20 protein-coding genes are annotated in these 20,873 nt (G+C 38.0%); 16 read left to right on the top strand and 4 right to left on the bottom strand.

Going from position 1 to position 20,873, the window contains the following annotated elements; translation table 11 throughout:
• The first annotated feature begins 3 nt into the window (after positions 1-3).
• Positions 4-3,246: an SNF2-related protein gene (locus tag G4420_RS19010; protein WP_163325532.1), complete on the top strand. Its 3,243-nt coding sequence runs from the start codon at positions 4-6 to the stop codon at positions 3,244-3,246.
• 100 nt (positions 3,247-3,346) lie between these two features.
• Here G4420_RS19010 and mobC read toward each other — a convergent pair whose 3' ends face one another.
• The 3 genes from mobC to mobA are packed head-to-tail and all read right to left on the bottom strand — an operon-like array spanning position 3,347 to position 6,993.
• A complete protein-coding gene (gene mobC / locus G4420_RS19005) occupies positions 3,347-5,350 on the bottom strand; it encodes a conjugal transfer protein MobC (protein ID WP_163325531.1) in 2,004 nt (667 codons plus the stop codon).
• Between the two features lie 3 nt (positions 5,351-5,353).
• Positions 5,354-6,577, bottom strand: coding sequence for a conjugal transfer protein MobB (gene mobB, locus G4420_RS19000; RefSeq protein WP_163325530.1), 1,224 nt, complete (start codon positions 6,575-6,577; stop codon positions 5,354-5,356).
• On the bottom strand, positions 6,562-6,993 hold the full coding sequence (gene mobA, locus G4420_RS18995) for a conjugal transfer protein MobA (protein WP_163325529.1): 432 nt from the start codon (positions 6,991-6,993) through the stop codon (positions 6,562-6,564). Before mobA ends, mobB begins: the two co-directional genes overlap by 16 nt.
• A 178-nt stretch (positions 6,994-7,171) precedes the next feature.
• Between mobA and G4420_RS18990 the strand changes: the two genes are divergently transcribed.
• From G4420_RS18990 to traN, 15 genes are all read left to right on the top strand, one after another.
• Positions 7,172-7,456: a hypothetical protein gene (locus G4420_RS18990; protein WP_163325528.1), complete on the top strand. Its 285-nt coding sequence runs from the start codon at positions 7,172-7,174 to the stop codon at positions 7,454-7,456.
• A 208-nt stretch (positions 7,457-7,664) separates the two neighbouring features.
• Positions 7,665-8,426 carry a ParA family protein gene (locus G4420_RS18985; protein ID WP_163325527.1) on the top strand — a complete coding sequence of 254 codons (762 nt, stop codon included), beginning with the start codon at positions 7,665-7,667 and terminating at the stop codon, positions 8,424-8,426.
• 5 nt (positions 8,427-8,431) lie between these two features.
• Positions 8,432-8,797 carry a DUF3408 domain-containing protein gene (locus tag G4420_RS18980; protein WP_163325526.1) on the top strand — a complete coding sequence of 122 codons (366 nt, stop codon included), beginning with the start codon at positions 8,432-8,434 and terminating at the stop codon, positions 8,795-8,797.
• Between the two features lie 15 nt (positions 8,798-8,812).
• A complete protein-coding gene (locus G4420_RS18975; protein ID WP_163325525.1) occupies positions 8,813-9,355 on the top strand; it encodes a hypothetical protein in 543 nt (180 codons plus the stop codon).
• A 142-nt stretch (positions 9,356-9,497) separates the two neighbouring features.
• Positions 9,498-10,178, top strand: coding sequence for a hypothetical protein (locus G4420_RS18970; protein WP_163325524.1), 681 nt, complete (start codon positions 9,498-9,500; stop codon positions 10,176-10,178).
• Positions 10,179-10,313: 135 nt separating this feature from the next.
• The gene (locus G4420_RS18965) at positions 10,314-11,261 is read left to right on the top strand and encodes a hypothetical protein (protein WP_163325523.1); all 948 of its coding nucleotides are present in this window, start codon (positions 10,314-10,316) and stop codon (positions 11,259-11,261) included.
• A 433-nt stretch (positions 11,262-11,694) separates the two neighbouring features.
• Positions 11,695-12,003, top strand: a complete 309-nt coding sequence (locus tag G4420_RS18960) for a DUF4134 domain-containing protein (protein WP_204273748.1) — start codon at positions 11,695-11,697, stop codon at positions 12,001-12,003.
• A gap of 3 nt (positions 12,004-12,006) precedes the next feature.
• Positions 12,007-12,336, top strand: coding sequence for a DUF4133 domain-containing protein (locus G4420_RS18955; protein WP_163325522.1), 330 nt, complete (start codon positions 12,007-12,009; stop codon positions 12,334-12,336).
• Complete coding sequence (locus tag G4420_RS18950) at positions 12,333-14,831, top strand: TraG family conjugative transposon ATPase (RefSeq protein WP_163325521.1); 2,499 nt, start codon at positions 12,333-12,335, stop codon at positions 14,829-14,831. The genes G4420_RS18955 and G4420_RS18950 overlap by 4 nt, the downstream gene beginning before the upstream one ends.
• Positions 14,832-14,851: 20 nt before the next feature.
• A complete protein-coding gene (locus tag G4420_RS18945; RefSeq protein WP_163325520.1) occupies positions 14,852-15,481 on the top strand; it encodes a DUF4141 domain-containing protein in 630 nt (209 codons plus the stop codon).
• Positions 15,481-16,479: a conjugative transposon protein TraJ gene (gene traJ, locus G4420_RS18940; protein WP_045029408.1), complete on the top strand. Its 999-nt coding sequence runs from the start codon at positions 15,481-15,483 to the stop codon at positions 16,477-16,479. Before G4420_RS18945 ends, traJ begins: the two co-directional genes overlap by 1 nt.
• 13 nt (positions 16,480-16,492) lie before the next feature.
• Complete coding sequence (traK, locus tag G4420_RS18935) at positions 16,493-17,116, top strand: conjugative transposon protein TraK (RefSeq protein WP_163325519.1); 624 nt, start codon at positions 16,493-16,495, stop codon at positions 17,114-17,116.
• Between the two features lie 4 nt (positions 17,117-17,120).
• Positions 17,121-17,387, top strand: a complete 267-nt coding sequence (locus tag G4420_RS18930) for a TraL conjugative transposon family protein (protein ID WP_163325518.1) — start codon at positions 17,121-17,123, stop codon at positions 17,385-17,387.
• Positions 17,371-18,654, top strand: a complete 1,284-nt coding sequence (gene traM / locus G4420_RS18925; protein WP_163325517.1) for a conjugative transposon protein TraM — start codon at positions 17,371-17,373, stop codon at positions 18,652-18,654. The genes G4420_RS18930 and traM overlap by 17 nt, the downstream gene beginning before the upstream one ends.
• A 31-nt stretch (positions 18,655-18,685) precedes the next feature.
• A complete protein-coding gene (gene traN, locus G4420_RS18920; RefSeq protein ID WP_163325516.1) occupies positions 18,686-19,567 on the top strand; it encodes a conjugative transposon protein TraN in 882 nt (293 codons plus the stop codon).
• Positions 19,568-19,614: 47 nt separating this feature from the next.
• Here the strand turns inward: traN and G4420_RS18915 are convergent, their stop codons facing one another.
• Complete coding sequence (locus tag G4420_RS18915; RefSeq protein WP_163325515.1) at positions 19,615-20,649, bottom strand: hypothetical protein; 1,035 nt, start codon at positions 20,647-20,649, stop codon at positions 19,615-19,617.
• Between the last annotated feature and the right edge of the window lie 224 nt (positions 20,650-20,873).

Genomic DNA, 20,873 nt, shown 5'->3' with positions numbered 1-20,873 from the left:
TAAATGGGAAGACCTAGAAGATTAACTGCAAAGAATTTAGAAAAGCAAGGAGTATTGAATTTTGACCAACCTGAGATGGAATGGCCAGCGCACTCAGGCTACCCCATTAATATTAATAAGCAAGAGGTTTATAGTGAAGTAAAAACAGACATTAATAATTCAGAAAAATATCTAATAGTTACAGGATTCACGTCATTAGCCCAAATCATTGATTTTTTTTCAGAAGAACATAGAGGTGCAAAAACAAAAAATGTTAGGGTTGTTTTAGGGACAGAACCGGATACAAGGGCAAGAAAAAGTTATGGAGAAATTAAACTTTCAAAAGAAATTAAATCTTATTGGCTTGATGAAGGTTATTCGATCTTCAAAGGAGGGAATGTCTTTAAAATAATAAATTACATAAATGAAGGCTACATAACTTTCAGAATACTTCCCGGATTACATGCTAAACTATATATCGGCGATGAACATGCTATACTGGGATCATCAAACTTTAGTTTCAACGGATTAAGGACTCAGCTAGAGGCTAACATTAGAATAAATGAGGGAGAGGCTCACTTTAAGAATATTAGCCAAATTGCAAATAATTATTTCCAAAAGGGATATGAATACAATAAGGAGTTAATTGAACTATTAAAGCAATTATTGAAGGTGGTAAGTTGGCAAGAAGCCTTAGCCAGAGCGATAACTGAGCTTATTGATACTAGTTGGTTTAAGGATATGCCTGACTTACAGGCTAGGCTGGATGCGTTAAAGTTATGGCCTACCCAGCTACAAGGAATTGTGCAGGCATTAAATATTTTACAAGAACAAGGTTGTGTACTTATTGCTGATCCTACTGGTGCTGGAAAGACAAAAATGGTTAATGCACTAAAATTGGCTTTACAGCACAAATTATGGGAAGCAGGTCGAAAAGATAAGTCTTATACTGTTACCGTTTGTCCTCCTCTGGTGGTAAAGAATTGGGAAAATGACCTTCAGAGTATTCGGTTTGCTGAAAATAATCAGATTTCAATTGGAAAACTTTCCAATGTAAGTAGCATTGATCATCTACAATTGGTAAAGGAAATAAAAAATGCAAATATTTTGGTTCTGGATGAGGCACACAATTTAATAAATGTGAAGTCGAACAGAAGTAGAAAAATCTCAGAAAACCTGGCTGATTATATAATATTGATGACAGCGACTCCCATTAGTAAAAGGGCAAAAGATTTATTACGCATTGTAGAGTTATTGGGAGTAGATAACCTTTCAGATAAGGAAATTGAGCAGTTTTATCATTTGAAGAATCCTCGAATGTTGAGTAGAAAGGAGGATTATGAGACATTAAAGCGCTTCATTGGTAAATTAATGGTAAGAAGAACCAAAAATGAGATTAACAAAGAGATCAATAAGAATCAGGCAGCTTACTTGAATAAATTAGATGAACCGTGCAAATTTCCCGTGCAAGATCATAAATTATACGAAACAGGAGAATCTAAAAACGATGAAGCAATAGTTTCAAAAATTATTGAAATTTCTAAAAATTTAACCGGGATTGTTTACTTGAAAAGGATTGAAAAACCGAACTTCTATTACGAGTACAATCACAAAGAATATATCGAAAAGCGAATTGATATGGCGGCTGCACTTGCCGGATACAACATACAGTCAACTTTGAGATCTTCGAAGGTTGCTTTGTTGGAACATATTAAAGGAACTGAATATGTAGAGAAACAATTTAGATTTAAAACAGCAAAGTCTTATTCCGGTAACTTTATTCAGAAAATTAATGACCAGAAGGATACATTACCAAAAAGCAATTTTACTAGTATAGATTTACCGAGTTGGCTTACTAATCTTCAAGAATATCGTGAGGTATGTGAAAAGGAGTTAGAAATATATCAAAAAATAGCAGATTTAAGTACGGGACTAAGTGAAAATAGGGAGCAAACAAAAATTAAGACAATTATCGATTACATAAAAAAAGAACAGTTTGTAATTGCATTTGATCATATTGTGGTAACCCTTGACTATTTCAATAAACTCATCAAAGAGCAATATCCGCAATACAGGCCAGTAGTGATTACAGGCTCAACAAAAAAAGAAAAAGTACTTGACAAATTTGTATTAGGCTCCAAAGAAGAGGATATTATAGCGCTCTGTTCTGATTCAGTTTCTGAGGGGATTAATATTCAACAAATATCGACCATGATATTTCTCGATATGCCTAGTGTTTTGCGTATTGCAGAGCAACGCATAGGAAGAATTGATAGACTTGATAGTCCACACAAACAAATAAAAATATTATGGCCAAAAGATGGGAAGCAATATAAATTAAAAGCAGATAAAAGGCTGGCAAAAGCATCTCGGGATGCAGAAGTGCTTATCGGTTCTAACACGGATTTCCCAGAAGAATTAATTGGAGAGGTGTTGCCTTATGAATATGATGCTAAAGAAATGATATCGCAGCTAAAAAAGGGGAAAAGTGAAGATATTTCTTGGTCTGGTTTCCAAGATGCTTTTAAGCCTGTGCATGATTTGTATAGAGGAGATTCTCCTTTAATAAAAGAGCAAGAATATGAAGCACTAAAGGGCGTTGATGCCTCAGTGAAGGTGAAAGTGAGTGTAGCTGAATCTGAAAAACCATGGCTGTTTATTGCATTAAGAGGAAATAAATATATTGTCCCCCAATGGTATTTTATAGACAGCAATAAAAAAATATATACTGAGCTCCCTGTTATATGTGAGCTTCTGCGAACTCATATAAAAAACATTAAGGAAAGTGACTGGAAAAGCAAAGAAGACAAATGGAATGAAACGACAAGCCATAGCCTAAAGCAATATATAAAACTGTTACAGCAACAAGAAATAGCAAGCCTGCCAAACAAAAGAAAGAGAGCTTTATTTGTTGCACAACATTTGATGAACAAACAATTAAAAAAAGCCCAAAAGGAAGGGGACTACCAAAGAAAAAGCTTACTTACTAAAGTGCTGAGAACTTTTAAATCATCTGCTAAAAAGGAAGACGATTTCTCGATTGATTTATATGCCTACTCGCAAATATGGTTAGATATTTTAAATCCGTTTCTTTACTTAAAAAGAGAGGCCAATAGGCGAAAAGGATATTATTTGAATGATTTAAAGAAAGAAAAGGATATAGTCTTTGCAGAAGAACAATTAAGAGAAATCCTGAATAATATTCCATACACGAAACAAATTTGGAAGAATGTTGCAGCTTGTATTATTGGTGTAAAAAAGGAATGATATAAGGAAGTTCCGGATAATTCTTAGCACTATCTCATAAACTGTTTAAAAAAATTATTCTCCACATTCGCATACCTTGAATGGATAGCCCTTGATATATTTAATTTTTTATCAAATGCCCCAATCCCGGATCGTTTTTAATTCTTTCCAATTCATCCACTACAATCTGCGCAGTTTCGCTTTTGATGCGTGAATAATTGAAATTAATTTCCTGTTGCAGCTGGTTTTTCCCGTCTTTATCGGTAAAGTTTGTGATAACCGGGATAGGCTTATAATTTTTTGTTTCTCTGGCCACCTTTTCGTTGTCAACGACAATTTCTGCATGGAAAATCTTTTGCTCTATACGTTCGCCAAAGTTATCGGAAACGGCACCTACAAAAGTTCCTTGAGTAAGGTTGCTGATTTTCGATGCCGGAATTAAGGTGTCCATCTGAGTGTTAATAGAAGTGGATTTATCCTGTCGGTTAATGGTCATCGACTGGCGCTTTTGCAATACTTTCCCAAATCGTTCCGATAAAGTTTTGGCAGTTTCACCAACCACCTGACCACTAAAGATATTTCCAACGGTATTCATAACAACCTTTGCTTCTTTGTCGCCATAATCCCGGTTTAACTGCGAAAAATCCTGAAATCCCAAACAAACCGCAACTTTATTGCTTCGTGCTGTCGCAATCAGGTTATCCAGTCCACGGAAATATATAGTCGGGAGCTCATCAATAATTACTGAGCTTTTTAACTGTCCCTTTTTATTGATGAGTTTTACTATGCGAGAATTATACAGTCCCAATGCTGCAGAGTAAATGTTCTGACGGTCGGGATTATTACCAACACAAAGGATCTTCGGTTCACTGGGATTATTGATGTCCAGAGTAAAATCGTTACCAGACATTACCCAATAAAGTTGAGGAGAAATCATTCGTGATAATGGGATTTTGGCACTGGCAATCTGCCCCTGTAACTGGTCTTGCGCACCACCTTCCCAGGCATCCATAAAAGGAGATAGGTAATTTTCCAATTCAGGATAAGAAGTTAGAATAGTAAAAATGTCGGCATACTTTTTATTCAAAAATTCCACTGCATGGGGGAAAGTGCAATACTTTCCATTTTTATAAATCTTCAAATACCAGATAATGGCAGCTAAAAGGATAATAGGCGATTCAACAAAGAAGTCACCCTGTTTCTGAATCCAGGTTTTGTTCAGGTTCAGCATTATGGTATAAGCCGATTCATAAGCATCCGCAATATCAGTCATAAATTCCGGGGCAATAGGATTACAGCGGTGACTGCATTCCGGATTATCAAAATTTATTACATAAAATTTCGGTGGTATTTCGTATCTGTTAATGTTTTTCAATAGCGTATTGTAAGCAATTACGCTCAGGTCGTCGAACTTAAAATCATAAATGTACATGCTGAAACCCTTCTGAATCTGCTGCTGGATATAATTATTTACAATGGCATAAGATTTCCCACTACCAGGAGTACCCAAAACAATACTTGCCCGAAAAGGATTCACCACATTAATCCATCCATCGTAATCTGTTCCCTTATGTTTAAACCGCGTGGGAAGGTTTACAGAGTATTCATTCTCCATTAATTGCATTTCCTGCATAAATGATTCGTTTTCGTCGTTAAAAACATCCTGCATCAGGTTATTTTTTAATAAGCGACTCATCCATAATCCCGATTTCAAAAGCAGGATATATCCAATTGACAACGATAAGATGTAAAGAATACTTTTTGTTATTAACGAGTTTTGAAGTTTCAGTATAAAACCATTCAAGAAATAGAAACCTAATCCGAAAACGAGAAATATCAGAATCTTGGTCCTGGTCACCTTCTCCGTTTTTACACCTCGTATTCCCAGGCAGGAGATCGCCAGCAAAACAAAACTTGCCAGCTTCGACCAGATTGGGATTGAAAAGATTCCGGTATATTTCTGAAAATTCAGCAGAATTTTATCGATGATGCCAATTGTTGCATGAAACTCAACAAGGATCTCGTAACAAAACCAGTAAATATGAAATATTAAAATCAGGATACTCACTGCCCTGATTAGCTCAATTATTTTGGCAAGGGCTCTTACATCGTCTTCGTTTTGCATAGCTTAGCTTTTTCGTTTTTTTCTTTTCTTTCGTTTCATTCTTCTAATGAAAGCTTCCTCCTGGTAATCCTCGCCAAGAGTCTCAATACCGAACAATCCGGTCAGATTCTCAATGCTTGAATCTTTGTTATCTGGAAATTCTGAATGATCCTGGTCTGGAGACTTGAATTGTTCATCCGTATTGTTTTCTACGCCAAATCGTACATTAAAAACATTGGCAGAAAATTCTTTACCCAGACGTGACCCGTTAAACACAAACTTTTGCTTGTGATCGATAAAGGTTGCTCCGTAAATGCGCCCGGAATCATTCTCCCGAAAGAGCACAGAAATACCATGTTTAAGTAATTGGTCCTCGAAGTCTTTTCTATTCTCACACTTATGAAATACCTTGGAAATTACTTCCTTAGGCTGCTCTTTTAGCTTTTTATTTCTGATCTGTTCTTTTGACTTTTCAATTTGAATAAGTAAAGCTTCATGGCCCGTAGATTTTCCAATTTTTGATGACTTGATTGGATTCCCGAATACTTCACCTTTATTGTCTAATGCCGCATAAACAATCCCATGAAAAGGTTTCCCGTTCTTTTCTCCTTTCACTTCAGTAGCATGAACATTATAGTATGAGAGCAAGGCCTTGTATTCATTAAACGATTGAAAGTTCCAAGTCCTCGATACAGGACGAATCACATTGGCAATTTGCTGTTTTAGATTTCCCTTTTCGAATTCAACCGGCTTTAAGCTGTAAATTCCTTTCTTTTGTTTTTCATTGGCAGGTGTTAATTCAAAATTCTGCTCCAGTTCCCGACAAATACGCATGGATAGCCGGTGTTGAAAATTGTCCCGAATCATTTTCCCTGTCTCGTCAATTTTTACTGAAACAATATGCAAATGATGGCGGTCAATGTCTTCATGCTTGTAAACGATGTAGGGTTGATTTCCATAGCCCAGTTTTTCCATGTATTGTTCAGCCAACTGAGAGAATTGTTCGTCGTTTAGCTTATCCTTTGGATCAGGATTTAACGAAATATGAATAACCGGATTTTCGGTTCGTTTATTGGCACTCAAATACGGTTCAAAAGAACTCGTGCATAATCCAATGGAATACTTTCCATCGAGAGGTTCAATCATTTTGTTGACCAGTAAAACAGAAGCAGCATCCTTTTTTAGCTTACCCTGATTGTACGCCAATGCACTATAAATCGAACTTCCTAAGCTTATTTTTGCAACCATCTTTTTTCAAATTCTTTGGTTAAATCCAATATTTTCTGGTTTATCGCAATCAGTTGAAATGTTGCTTTCTGTAGTTGGGTAAGAAAAGCCAGTGCCTTTTTCTCCGAAAAGTTGTTTTTTATTGCTTTGGTAACCTGATTGTAATTCACGCCAATCGCCCTGAATTGAGAATAAAATGAGGTCAGGCGCATATAATAATCCATCGATCCCTTATCGATTTTTACCACTTTAACGGGCTTATCAAAAATGCAGGCAGTAATAAAATGTGCTTTAACTTCCATTCCCGATGCCTCGAAAAGAGCAAGAAATCGTGCATTGTCAACATCATTTAAGCTAATAGCATAGCGATGTATACACGGATCTTTTTTCGGTTTACGTCCCCCTTTGTGTTTATTTCTTCTTTTTTCTGTACCCATTTTATTGTATTTAAAGCATTAATCATTACCGGAATTCTTATAAAAAATCATACGACTTCGGAGTGATGATTTTCCCCAACGGGGCAAGTGGTTCCGAGTTGCTCGGAACGTTTTGAGTTACTCAAAACACAACTTGCCGTGTGCCAGTGCACACCTTGTAGCGTTACCATAAAAGTTATTGGGCAAAGCCGTTTTACCAATCATGTTTTTACTCTTAAAAATTGTTGGAAACAAAGGTAAAATGGGTGTTTTGAATTCTGATTATCCGCAAATAAGCCAAATGCTGCCAGAGAAGGACAAGTACTTCCAGTCCTGTAAAAAGCGCGGTTTTGGTAGCTTTTTATTTGTTCATTTGGTCGGTGAAATGATGGATTATTTAATGGTTGGTGTAAGCAAAGTTATGTTAGTCGGAATAAATAAAATAGGAAAGAAACAAGTTGCAAACGAAATATTTAAAAAGTGATTTTGGCAAAGAACTGAATAGTTAAATAATGCAACAATGAAGAGCTTAAGGGGTCCAATATTTCAATGTTGAAACGTTGCAACACTTCATTAATTGAACATTGCAACACAAACTCATTTACACAGCTCATTAATCAATTAATGATACTGATATTATCCTATTTGATTGAATAACTATAGAAATAATTTACTTATAAAAAACAAAAGTCATGGAAAAAGAAACATTATTTATTGCATTCAGCACACAAAAAGGAGGTGTCGGGAAAACAGCGTTTACTGTTTTAATGTCGAGTTATCTGCACTATGTAAAAGGCCTGGAAATTGCGGTGGTGGATTGTGATTATCCGCAGCACAGTATTGCTGAAATGCGGCAGCGCGATATGGAACAGGTGATGAAGGATAACTATTACAAACAATTGGCCTACAAACAATTTACCTCGCTGAAACGAAAGGCTTACCAGGTTGAAAAAAGTATGCCTGAAGATGCGATTGATGTCGCACAAAATCTGATCGACGGTGCTACGGTTCAGCCCGATATAATATTTTTCGATCTCCCGGGAACTTTAAATAGCAGAGGAGTGGTAAAAACACTGGGTGGAATGGATTATATCTTTTCGCCGGTAAGTGCCGACCGTGTGGTAATGGAAAGCACACTGAAATTTGCCACTATGTTGAATGAAAATCTGATTAGCGTTGGGAAGAGCGATATCAAAGGTTTATTCCTGATCTGGAATATGGTTGATGGGAGGGAGAAAAACGAACTCTACGATGTTTATGAAAATGTAATCGGCGAGTTAGGCTTAAATATTCTGAAAACATTTGTGCCCGATTCAAAACGATTTCGCAGGGAGTTGACTTCCGTCCATAAGCCTGTATTTCGCTCAACACTTTTTCCGGCTCACAATAGCCTTTTAAAAGGAAGTAACCTGATTCCACTGGCTGATGAAATCCTAAAAACCATTAAACAATAATAGACATGGCACGAAAAAAATATAATCCCGACGAGATCGATGAAGAATTTATCATCTCCACTATTCATAATGAAAAACCGGAGGCAGGAAAGGCGAAGGAGAAAAAGCCAACAACTGTTGCAAAAAAGAAACAGACAAATCAGGCTTATGATGAGCTTTTCCTTTCAGATTCCAAAACGAAGGCACGCTTTGGAAAGAATGTTCCCATCCGGCAGGAATATCATAAACGAATTCAGCAAATTATCCGAGTAATCGGTAAGGATGAGATTTCAATTTATAATTATATCGATAATGTACTGACACATCATTTTGACGAATTTCAGGAAGAAATAGTCAAACGATACAACGAAAACAATGAAGGTATTTTTTAACCCAAAGCAGAAGTTATGATTGAATTTGTTGTAATAGTCGGGATAATCATTCTTCTAAGTATTTTCTTTAAGGATTGGAAGCGTTCTTCGTCTCCTGTTGCCAATGAAGAAAGAAAAAGCAATTTATCAGATGAAAGTGGAATTATAGGGAAAAGCACCTTCGTTTTGAATACGGACAGAAAGATTCAATCCCATTCAAATTCCACAGGAAAGCTGGATATTGAAGTCGCTCTGGATTATGAGGACGTTGAGCTCGATGAAGAATTGGAAGAACTTGGCATTGCCAACGGTTCTTTGGTTGATCTAACTTTTGAAGAAATGATGGAGGTAGTTACCGAGGTCGAAAATGAGCAATCGGAAAAACCAATCCAAACCGGGAAGTTACTTTACGAAAATGAAAATACCGATTGGGTAGAGCAACTGGCCGCAACTTCCGAAAGCTATCAAAAACGTATTTCCAGTTTAATTGATTTGCATTTGGGGAAGTTGGGGCATAATGATGACCCTGTGTCCGACTATGGCTTAGATGGATTTGATATTGGTGAGTTTGTTCGTTAAAAGAAATTTCGGATTATTCGTTTCTAAGAACAAACCAGGTAACATATTTGCCAAATGTTGAAAAGTACCAAAAGGTTTGTAATGTATCATTGCTTTAAATAGTGCAATTTTATGCTTAAGTAATTATATAATAATTGGCAATATGGAATATAAAGTTGAACTCAATAAATTCTTGGCTAATAGATACGTTTTTAAAATGTTCGAGATAGACCTATGGTCTAATGGTGAGCCAATATATAGGTATCAACGAAAGAAGCACCAAGTAGCCTTCACAGAACCGCTCGGTGTGGATTTTCTTCGGTCAGATGATTTATATAACTGGGAAGTTGTTACAGAAAGAACAATTAACTATTTATTTGACGAATTCGTTTTTTATATGATGATGGTCAAAAGGGTTAATACTGGTATCAAATCAAAAAAGAAAGCATATAAGGAGAATATTCTGACCTTAATTGAAATGTCCCTTACCCAAGTTGTTGATTTTGATTCTAAAATTGAATCATTATTTCAAAAAAAGAGCCTTCAGGTAAAAGGAATAAAACCATTGCCTCGCGTTCAAAGAACAGAGGTAGAGCTAAATAAATGGCAATTTGGTCATATTCATGGGCAAGATCGTTCGCCAGCAATTGTAGATCCGTGTATTGTTTATAGTATTGATAAAACCTTTAAAACAAGATATGATGTAATGTTTGTGTCAAACCTTTCTGATACCAAAAAAAAGAGAAACTCAGTTAGTGTTGAGTATGGTTTTCTATCTGTTTATCCTTGGGAGATTGGAAGAACACCGACGGAGGCAATAAATAACTCCTATGCAATTAACTAACTTTTATCCCAGAAAAAGTCCCGTCGGAATAAATTTTAAAGGTTAAATAAAACTTTCCGCAGTTATAGTTTGACTTACCGTAAGTCGGCCGTAATTGCACCACTGAAACATTTATATTTATTTTGAAATAAAAAAATGATTACAGAATACGACCATTTTTCAGATGATTTAGACCGAATCAATAAGGAATTAACTAGCTACGAAAAGAAGGTATGGTTAATAAGGAAAAATTCTATTCATGACTTCTCCAAAGAGAATATTACGCTAAGATTTAATGAGATATTTCGTACATTTCCTTATCACGTAGAGCCTCAATCGCAATCCATTGGCATGTCAATTTATACAAGAGAACTGTTTGACTTGTACAATGAGATATCTTCTGATGGGATTATAAAAAACTCAGTCATAGAGAAAGTAAAGGAAAGATTTGCCAAGCCTGAGATACGTGAAGGTGATGAGTGGTTGATATATGAATATGTGCAAGACTGTTTTCATGAATTAATCTTTTGGTACGAGAAATATTTAAAAAATACAAAGAAGCTTCACTTCTTTTATGGTGTGAAGGATGAATCAATTATATTAAAAAATTTATTAAAACTTTACAAAAGTATATTGTCTGACGATTCAATACAATTAAGTGTTTTCTGGGGAATTCAGCTAACAAAAAAAATTGCAGATATTATAACAGAAATGCTTATCGAATTTATAGAAGCTCGTTTAATGGTTTTAAATCCAGATATTGAGACTTTGTTAGGAACTTCAAGTAAAATTACTCTAGTTAATAATAAGAATAAATCCATAGAATGGTTAGGTTCTCAGCAAGAGCTGTGTGAACTATTTTTAGAGTTAAGTAAAAAGGGATGGATTCCAAACGTAAAAGATGGTGAAAGGAAATTGGTCTCAGATTCCATAACCAATCTATTTGATATTAATGGGACTAAACGAAAATCAAAATCAGACCCGAAAAATTCATTTTATCAACAATTTAAAGGTGAGGTTATAAAGGGTGAAAGGTGTTACGTATTTCTGGAATCCGATAATTATAACCGGAAGTTTAATGAGATCGTCAAAAACAATAAATAATACTCCTCTCCTTCATAAATTATAAATATCAGAAATGATAAGTTTCTATTCTATTTTAGAAATATATAGATCTCTCATCATATCCAATAAAAAGCTCAATGTAATATCCAGATAATCCCCCAATAGAATCCTTTATTGATACTTGGATATGGGGTATTGTATTGAGTCATGGATGATCATTCACCAACGCCAAACACAGCCACAAACAACCACTTACATCCAGCTTTATTTCCCCCAGCTTTTAAGCCCATACATTTGGTTCAAAGGCAGCAAAACTGCTGTCTGAATACGAACTAAATGGAGTAGCTCATGAAAGAAATAGATTACGGGTAAAATTTGATCCTTCGCAGAGTGATATTCACCACACTTTTATCAAAAAATCAAAGCAAAACAGTCTCTGGTCCGGGGGATCGGGGAGCAAAATCAAAATGCTATGAAACAAATCAATTCATATAAAATATCCATCACCTTATTTTTCACCTTTCTGGCAACTGCCATCTTTGCCCAGGGCGATGGCTCTGCCGGAATCACCGAAGCCACCAATATGGTCACCTCGTATTTCGATCCGGCAACAAAACTTATTTATGCCATCGGTGCCATTGTGGGATTGATTGGTGGTGTAAAAGTGTACAGTAAATTTTCAAGTGGAGATCCTGACACCGGAAAAACTGCAGCCGCCTGGTTTGGTGCCTGTATTTTCCTGATTGTTGCTGCCACTATTTTACGTTCCTTCTTCCTATAAACTATGGCAGTGTATTCCATCAATAAAGGGGTAAATAAGCCGGCCGAGTTTAAAGGTCTGCAAAGCCAGTACCTGTTTCTTTTTGCAGGTGGCCTGCTGGGGACATTCGTGGTTTTCATTGTTATGTACCTGGCCGGTATCAACCAATGGGCCTGTATTTTTACCGGGCTTATTCTGGCATTTGTGGTTGTCTGGCTCACCTTCTCATTAAATAGAAAATTCGGGCGTTACGGGTTAATGAAATTACAGGCAAGGCATAATTTCCCACGCCGGGTTATCAACCGCCGTAGTATTCCCCGTTTGTTCAAAACCAACAGAAAGGAGGCAGTATGAGAAACACACTAAAAGCTGCCATTTTGGAAAGCCGGTTTCCGTTGCTTGCAGTGGAGCAGGGGTGTATTATCAGCAAAGATGCTGATATAACCATTGCTTTTGAGGTAAAGCTCCCGGAGCTATTTACGATAACAACGGAAGAATACGAAGCCATGCATTCGGTATGGAACAAGGCAATAAAGGTGTTGCCCGACTATTCCATCGTGCATAAACAGGATTGGTACATCAAAGAGAACTACAAAACCGAAAAGCCACAACAGGATTTAAGTTTTTTAAGTTCATCGTTCGAATGGCACTTCAACGAGCGTCCGTTTTTAAACCACACCTGTTATTTGTTCCTTACCAAAACAACAAAGGAACGCAGCAAACAACAAAGCAATTTCAGTACGCTGGGCAGGGGATTTATTGTGCCCAAAGAGATAAAAAATAAGGAAACAGTCCTGCATTTTGTGGAAGCTGTCAACCAGTTTGAGCAAATCGTTAACGACAGCGATTTTGTAAAACTCAGGCGCTTAACAGCCGACCAGATTACCGGGACTGATGCCCATGAGGGAATAGTGGAAAAGTATTTTTCACTTTCCCATGGGCAGAATAATGTATTGAAAGATCTTATCTTAAATCCGGGAGAACTGAAAATCGGCGACAACTCGCTGATACTTCATACGCTTTCCGATTTAGACGATCTGCCTGCTAAAGTATCAACCGAAAGCCGCTACGAAAAACTGTCGACTGACCGGAGTTCCTGTTTGCTTTCGTATGCCGCTCCGTTAGGTTTGTTGTTGCCATGCAACCATATTTACAACCAGTACATTTTTATCGACGACCACACCGCCAACCTTGCCCGTTTCGAGAAAATGGCGCGTAATATGCTTTCGCTCTCCCGGTACAGCCGGGCCAACCAGATTAACAAACAATGGCTGGACGAATACCTGAATGAAGCACACAGCAAAGGATTGGTTTCGGTACGCATGCATTGCAATGTGCTTGCATGGAGCGACAGATCTGAGGAGCTACGACAGATAAAAAATGATGTGGGCTCGCAAATTGCCCTGATGGAATGTAAACCACGGTACAACACGGTTGATGTTCCAACCCTGTATTGGGCAGGCATCCCCGGTAATGCGGCCGATTTTCCTGCAGAAGAATCGTTTTACACGTTTACCGAGCAAGCTTTGTGCTTTTTTACCGGTGAAACCAATTACCAAAGTTCATTATCGCCGGTGGGCATAAAAATGGTGGACCGCTTAACCGGTAAACCTTTGCATCTGGATATTTCCGATCTGCCAATGAAAAAAGGAATAATAACCAACCGGAACAAGTTTATTCTTGGTCCTTCGGGCAGCGGGAAATCCTTTTTTACCAACCACATGGTACGGCAATATTACGAGCAGGGAACACATGTTCTTCTGGTCGATACCGGAAACAGCTACAAAGGTTTGTGTGATTTAATACATTATAAAACCAGGGGCGAAGACGGGGTTTACTTTACGTATACCGAGGATAACCCGATTGCATTTAATCCGTTTTACACCGACGACGGTGTGTTTGACATTGAAAAAAGGGAAAGTATAAAAACGCTGATCCTTACCCTCTGGAAAAGTGAGGATGAGGCATCCACACGTTCCGAAGAGGTAGCACTGTCAAATGCGGTTAGCCTGTATATCGAGAAGTTAAAATCGGACGGTAAGGTGGCTCCGTCTTTTAATACCTTTTTTGAGTTTGTGCGCGATGAATACACAGCGTTACTCCAATCGAAAAAGGTGCGCGAAAAGGACTTTGATGTAGCCAATTTTCTGAATGTCCTGGAACCTTATTACCGGGGCGGAGAATACGATTACCTGCTGAATTCAGACAAACAAATGGATTTGCTGAACAAACGTTTTATCGTTTTCGAACTGGATAATATAAAGGATCATAAAGTACTTTTCCCCATTGTGACGATCATCATCATGGAAGCTTTTATCAACAAGATGAGGCGATTAAAAGGCATCCGCAAGATGATCTTAGTGGAAGAGGCCTGGAAGGCCATTGCCAAGGAAGGAATGGCAGAGTACATCAAATATCTGTTTAAGACCGTACGTAAATTCTTTGGTGAGGCAATAGTTGTAACACAGGAAGTGGATGATATTATTGCTTCGGAAATTGTGAAGGAAAGTATCATCAATAACTCCGATTGCAAGATCCTGCTTGACCAGCGTAAGTACATGAACAAGTTTGCCTCCATTCAGGAGCTACTTGGATTAACAGAAAAAGAAAAATCTCAGATTCTATCCATCAATCTTGCCAACCATCCGCAACGCTTGTACAAGGAGGTTTGGATTGGTTTGGGAGGTGTACAATCTGCGGTTTATGCTACTGAAGTTTCTTTGGAGGAATACTACACTTACACCACCGAAGAAACCGAGAAACTGGAACTTACCCGTTTAACGGAGCAATTGGATGGGAATATTGAGCTTGCCATTAAACAACTGGCGGCAAGCAAACGCAATTCGTAAATATTCAAATCAATAAGAACATGAGAACAAAATTAGTTATAGCGGGGCTGTTGATCATGCTTGGTTCTCTAAACCTGAAAGCCCAATGGGTTGTAAACGATCCCATTAATACGGCCACAAGTATTGCCAATACGGCCAAGGAGATTATCCAAACTTCCAATACCGTTTCGAATGTGATCAAAAACTTCAAGGAAGTGAAAAAGGTCTATGAGCAGGGCAAAGCCTATTACGATGCACTAAAGGCGGTAAACAACCTGGTGAAAGATGCCCGAAAAGTGCAGCAAACCATTTTGATGGTAGGCGAGATTACCGATATCTATATAAACGCCTATCAGCGGATGTTGCAGGATGAAAACTATTCGTTGGAAGAACTGGGGGCAATTGCCTTTGGCTATACCAAACTTCTGGAAGAAAGCGCCTACCTGCTGAATGATCTGAAAGGCATTGTAAATGCCAGCACACTTTCGCTGACCGACAAAGAGCGGATGGATGTGATAGACAGTGTTTACGATTCAGTAAAACATTACCGGAATTTAGTGAGCTATTACACCAATAAAAACATTGCCGTTTCGTACCTGAGGGCGCAAAAGAAAGGCGATACCGAAAGGATGTTGGCGCTGTATGGTGACTCAAGCGAAAGATACTGGTAATGGATTTTGATAACCTACATCAGATATTACGCAGCCTCTACCTTGAGATGACACCCTTGTGTAGCAGCATGGCAGGTGTGGCAAAAGGTATTGCCGGGTTGGGGGCATTGTTCTATGTGGCTTCGCGTGTGTGGCAGTCGCTGTCACGCACCGAGCCCATTGATGTTTACCCGCTCTTACGTCCCTTTGCCATTGGTCTCTGTATCATGTTTTTCCCCGGTTTTGTTTTGGGGACGATCAACGTGGTGCTTAGCCCAATTGTTGTCGGTACTAACCAAATGCTGGAAGCACAGACTTTTGATATGGAAAAGTACCGCGATTTAAAAGAGGAACTGGAGGTGGAAGCCATGAAACGAAATCCGGAAACAGCTTACCTGGTCAGTAACGAGGAATTTGACAAACAGCTGGAAGAACTGGGCTGGAGTCCGTCAGATCTGGCAACTATGTCAGGGATGTATATCGAGCGCAGTTTGTACAACATGAAAAAGAACATTCGCGATTTCTTTCGTGAAATTCTGGAATTGCTGTTTCAGGCAGCGGCATTGGTTATTGATACCATCCGCACCTTCTTTCTGATCGTATTGTCCATACTTGGTCCGATTGCCTTTGCCATCAGTATTTACGATGGCTTTCAGTCCACCATGACGCAATGGTTTTCGCGGTATATCTCCGTGTACCTCTGGTTACCGGTTTCTGATTTGTTTAGTTCCATCCTTGCCCGTATTCAGGTGCTGATGCTACAAGCCGATATTGATAAATTACAGGCCGATGCTACGTATTCAGTCGAAGCGTCCAACGGCGTTTACATTGTATTTATGATTATCGGTATCATCGGGTATTTCACTATTCCAACTGTTGCCGGGTGGATCATTATGGCTGGTGGTATGGGAAATTACGGTAAGAATGTGACATCGTCGGCAGGAAAAACGGCGTCAATGGCTGCAGGTGTTGCCGGTGCATCGGCCGGTAATATGACAGGAAAACTAATGAAAAATTAATCACAAAAGAATTATGGAATTTAAATCATTAAAAAATATCGAAACAAGCTTCAGGCACATCCGTTTTTTCGGAATGGTGTTTATCCTGCTCTGTGCAGGCATTACCGGATATTCAGTGTTTAGTGCCTATAGCTTTGCAGAACAACAACGGCAAAAGATCTATGTGCTGGACAAGGGAAAATCTTTAATTCTCGCCCTTTCTCAGGATCTGGCACAAAACAGGCCGGTAGAGGCACGGGAGCATATCCGGCGTTTCCACGAGTTGTTTTTTACGCTTTCACCCGATAAAAATGCCATTGAGTCGAACATCAACCGGGCCATGTTTCTGGCAGATAAAAGCGTGTATACCTATTACAAAGATCTGCTTGAAAAAGGCTATTACAACCGGATTATATCTGGAAATATCAATCAGACACTACAGGTGGATAGTGTGGTTGTTGATTTTATGAACTATCCGTACACGGCATCTACCTATGCTCGTCAGGTAATTATTCGCGAAAGCAATATCACGGAACGAAACCTGGTGACAAAGTGCAGTCTTATCAACTCGGTTCGCAGCGATAATAACCCACATGGTTTTACGGTGGAGAACTTTGAGGTAATACACAACAACGATATTCAAACGGTAACAAGGTAACACCATGCAGAAAAGATTTTCGGAGTTGAAACGGCTTAGCCGGGAAAAACTCAAAAGGAGTTGTGACAGAATTCCTGAGAAAAATAGAAGGATGGTGGTTTTAGGGATGTGCGTTTTGTTTACGCTTCTTTTTGCTCTTATTCTTTGGGATTCGTTCCGCGATCCGAAATTAAAAGACCTGTTTCAGATTGAACACATCACTCCACTTGACTTACCACAAGACAGTATCATTAATCACTTAAAAGATTTAACAGATGGACAAAAACAATAAAACACTCCTGAAGCCGGGGCAAAAACAGATGCTAAAGAAGTACGCGGTATTTGCTTTGATGTTCCTTGTTTTTGGGGCAAGTCTATGGCTGATATTTAAGCCATCGGACAAAGAGGAAAACAAAACAGTAATTGGTTTGAATACAGAGATCCCACTACCGCAGGAAGAGGATCTACTGAAGGATAAAATCAATGCCTTTGAGCAGGCAGCACTTTTTCAGCAAAAGCCGGTGCGTTCGCTGGATGATTTCTCGTCGATGATTAAAAAGGATGAACCAACAAAATTCGATTTGCTTTCCTCCGCCAAAGCTGAAACAAGCCTGTCAGAGAAATATTCCGGGAGCGAACACCCAAAACGGGCAATTCAGCATTCTGCTTCTGCTTACAACAATATAAACAATACTCTGGGCAGCTTTTACGAAAAACCAAAGGCGAATCCTGAAAATGAAAAACTAAAGGCAGAGCTTGAAGCTTTGAAGCAACAACTGGCAGAAAAGCAGGAAGACAACAGCATAGATGAACAACTTCTGTTAATGGAGAAATCATACCAGATGGCAGCCAAATATATGCCAAATAATGCGCCAGTACAACCAGGCACTACCGTGCCGACAACTGATCACCCTGCCAAACTGCAAACAGATGAAAATGTTGCAGAATCGGTTCTGGTCTCAACAAAAAGCACAACGACAGCATTGCAACAATCCGTTTCTGACTCGGCATTTCTAAAGCAGGTCTCACAGCCCCGAAACTATTCATTCATATCGGCAGAGAACAAACAGGAAACCACAGAACGTAATACAATTAATGCCTGTGTAAACAGCACTCAAAAATTGGTTAACGGACAAAATGTGCAGCTAAGATTACTGGAAGCCATTGAAACCGAAGGACTACATTTTCAAAAGAATGCTTTGATCACGGGTATTGCCCGGATACAGGGGGAACGCTTACATATTTTTATCAATTCGCTGGAACAAAACGGAAATATCATCCTGGTGCAACTCACAGCTTACGACACCGACGGACAGCCTGGTTTGTTTATTCCCGGTTCGGTTGAGGTCAGTGCTTTAAAGGAAATTACTGCTACTATGGGGCGCGATGCAGGGACAAGCATAAGTATAAACCAAGGGACAACTGCAAGCGAACAACTGGCAGCCGATGTGGGAAGAAGTTTTATACAAGGGACATCGCAGTATGTATCCAAAAAACTTCGAACCACAAAAGTTACCCTAAAAGCAGGGCACCGGATATTGCTGATGCCCGCCAAATAAAATTCAATTTATTCATTATAAAACGATCATCATGAAACAATTATTAATAACAATATTACTAATGAGCAGCTTTTCACTTTTTGCTCAAAATCAGTACACCAAAGTTATTTCCAAAGACAGGGTAATTTCATCCTACAACATTGAAGTAACCTACAATAAAACTGTACATATTCTATTCCCGGCAGCTATAACCTATATCGATCTTGGTTCTTCAAATATCATAGCGGGGAAAGCCGATGGTGCAGAAAATGTGGTCCGGGTAAAAGCTTCGGTTAAGGATTTTAAAGAAGAAACCAACTTTTCAGTGATAACCGACGAGGGCAGTTTCTACTCGTTTATTGTCAATTACGCTGAAAATCCCGCAAAGCTGAATATCGAAATGAAAGATTTCTTGCATGAATACAAGTTGGGAAACCAGCCGGAAAACTCTCTGGAGATACAACTTGTTGAGCTTGGAAATAAAACACCTCAAAATATCCAATTGTCTATGGAGAAAATTTACGGGACAAGGAAGAAACAAATCAAAAATATCAATAGCAAACAGTTTGGAATTGAGTTTGCATTAACCGGCCTGTACAGCCAGAACGGTTTGATCTACTTTCGCACCGAGTTGGAAAATTGTTCCGATATCCCATTTAAAATTGATTTTCTCACGTTCAAGATAGTGGACAAGAAAGTTGCCAAAAGAACAGCCATTCAGGAGACGGTTATAAGACCGGTTCGTGCTTTAAATCACCTGACTACTATTGATGGTAATTCTGTCGAAGCAACCGTTTTTGTTTTCAAATCATTTACAATACCAGACAAAAAGGAATTGGTAGTTGAGCTATTTGAGAAAAATGGGGGGAGGCACCAGCGTTTTATAGTAAAGAGCAAGGATTTGATAACAGCGAAGCCAGTCAATCGGTTTTGATGTATTTATAGGGTTTGTAAATTAGGAAGGTAACTTTGGTTGCCTTCCTATATTTTCTCATAAGCCATCAATAATCTTTGCGTATCAATTCCATCAATAATGCAATACCTCCTAATATTATCAAATCTTGATGCAAACGCATCCATGGTCTTATAAATCTCCGCTTTAATATAGTGGCAGTGTTGTAGAACTAATATTTCCGCTGGTTCATCAAACAGTCGAACAATTTGATTTCCATTAACACCTAAATCTTTAACTGTCAGTTGATGGAATTTTGATGGTCCTTTTAGCAAGAACGCAGCATTGTATCTTTTTCCATCGATATGAATATGATTGGTAAATAAATCCGAAGATTCTCCTCCCCAGTCTTTAGGAATATTATTTTCATATAATATTTCTGCAATTGAGTGTTTAATTCTTTCTTCTGAAATATCCTTGTTCTTTTGAATATCAAGTTCTTCGTAATCATGAGGAACACATTCTACTTGATTAAATTCGTCAATTTCACTAATATCAAGTTTTAATGAAGGTGAATCATATTCATATAAAATTTCATCTTTCAAGAATCGATCACTAATAAACATTGGCCTTAATACAATTTCATTTTTTTGTATTCCATCAATATATGCCACTACGAATTTACTTTTATGTCCAGATAACCTGTCTGTTGCACTACACCAATGCACGTGTTCATAGTTGTATTTCCCCTTTATGGTTTTATTATATCTTTTGAGATGGATGTGAAATTCCGCGTAAGCTGGTAATTTCCCTTTTTCAAAATCTTTACTTGCCTTTACAATCCCTTTGAAATAAAAATTATTATAAAACCAGATTACTTGCCCCTTTTTTAGTTTAGAGTTGGTTATCAATAATTCTTCCAGAGATTTAATTTTCTTTGCTGCAAAATATTTCGTTATAACTTCAGTAAATGAATCGTTAATAAAGGTTTGTTTCAGGTGATCATCATAATATTTAGTATTTTGAAGCAATGTCGATAGAATCGTTTTATGATAGGAGTCCAGGAGCTGAAGAATTAATCTTTGATGAATAAAGAATTCATTAAAACGGAATACGTCTTTCATTATAAGTGTATTAAAGTATATGTATATGGCCCTTAAAAGATAGAAAATATTTTTAATCCAAATTTTCATTTTTTATGATTCGTGTACTATCCCCGTTCATTAATCATTTGATACAAGAATTGTTTTTGAAAATCACAGGGTAGAATCCTGACTGTATTGTAAAGAACAATGAGCTGGGAAACAAAGGTTGTCGGGAAACTTAAAGCACAAAAAACAAGGGCTAC

Origin of the sequence: Draconibacterium mangrovi, from assembly GCF_010586825.1 — a bacterium.
In the GTDB taxonomy this organism is placed as follows: Bacteria; Bacteroidota; Bacteroidia; order Bacteroidales; family Prolixibacteraceae; genus Draconibacterium; species Draconibacterium mangrovi.
The sequence above is the reverse complement of the archived record's forward strand: the minus strand, read 5'-3'. Positions and strand labels throughout refer to the sequence as shown.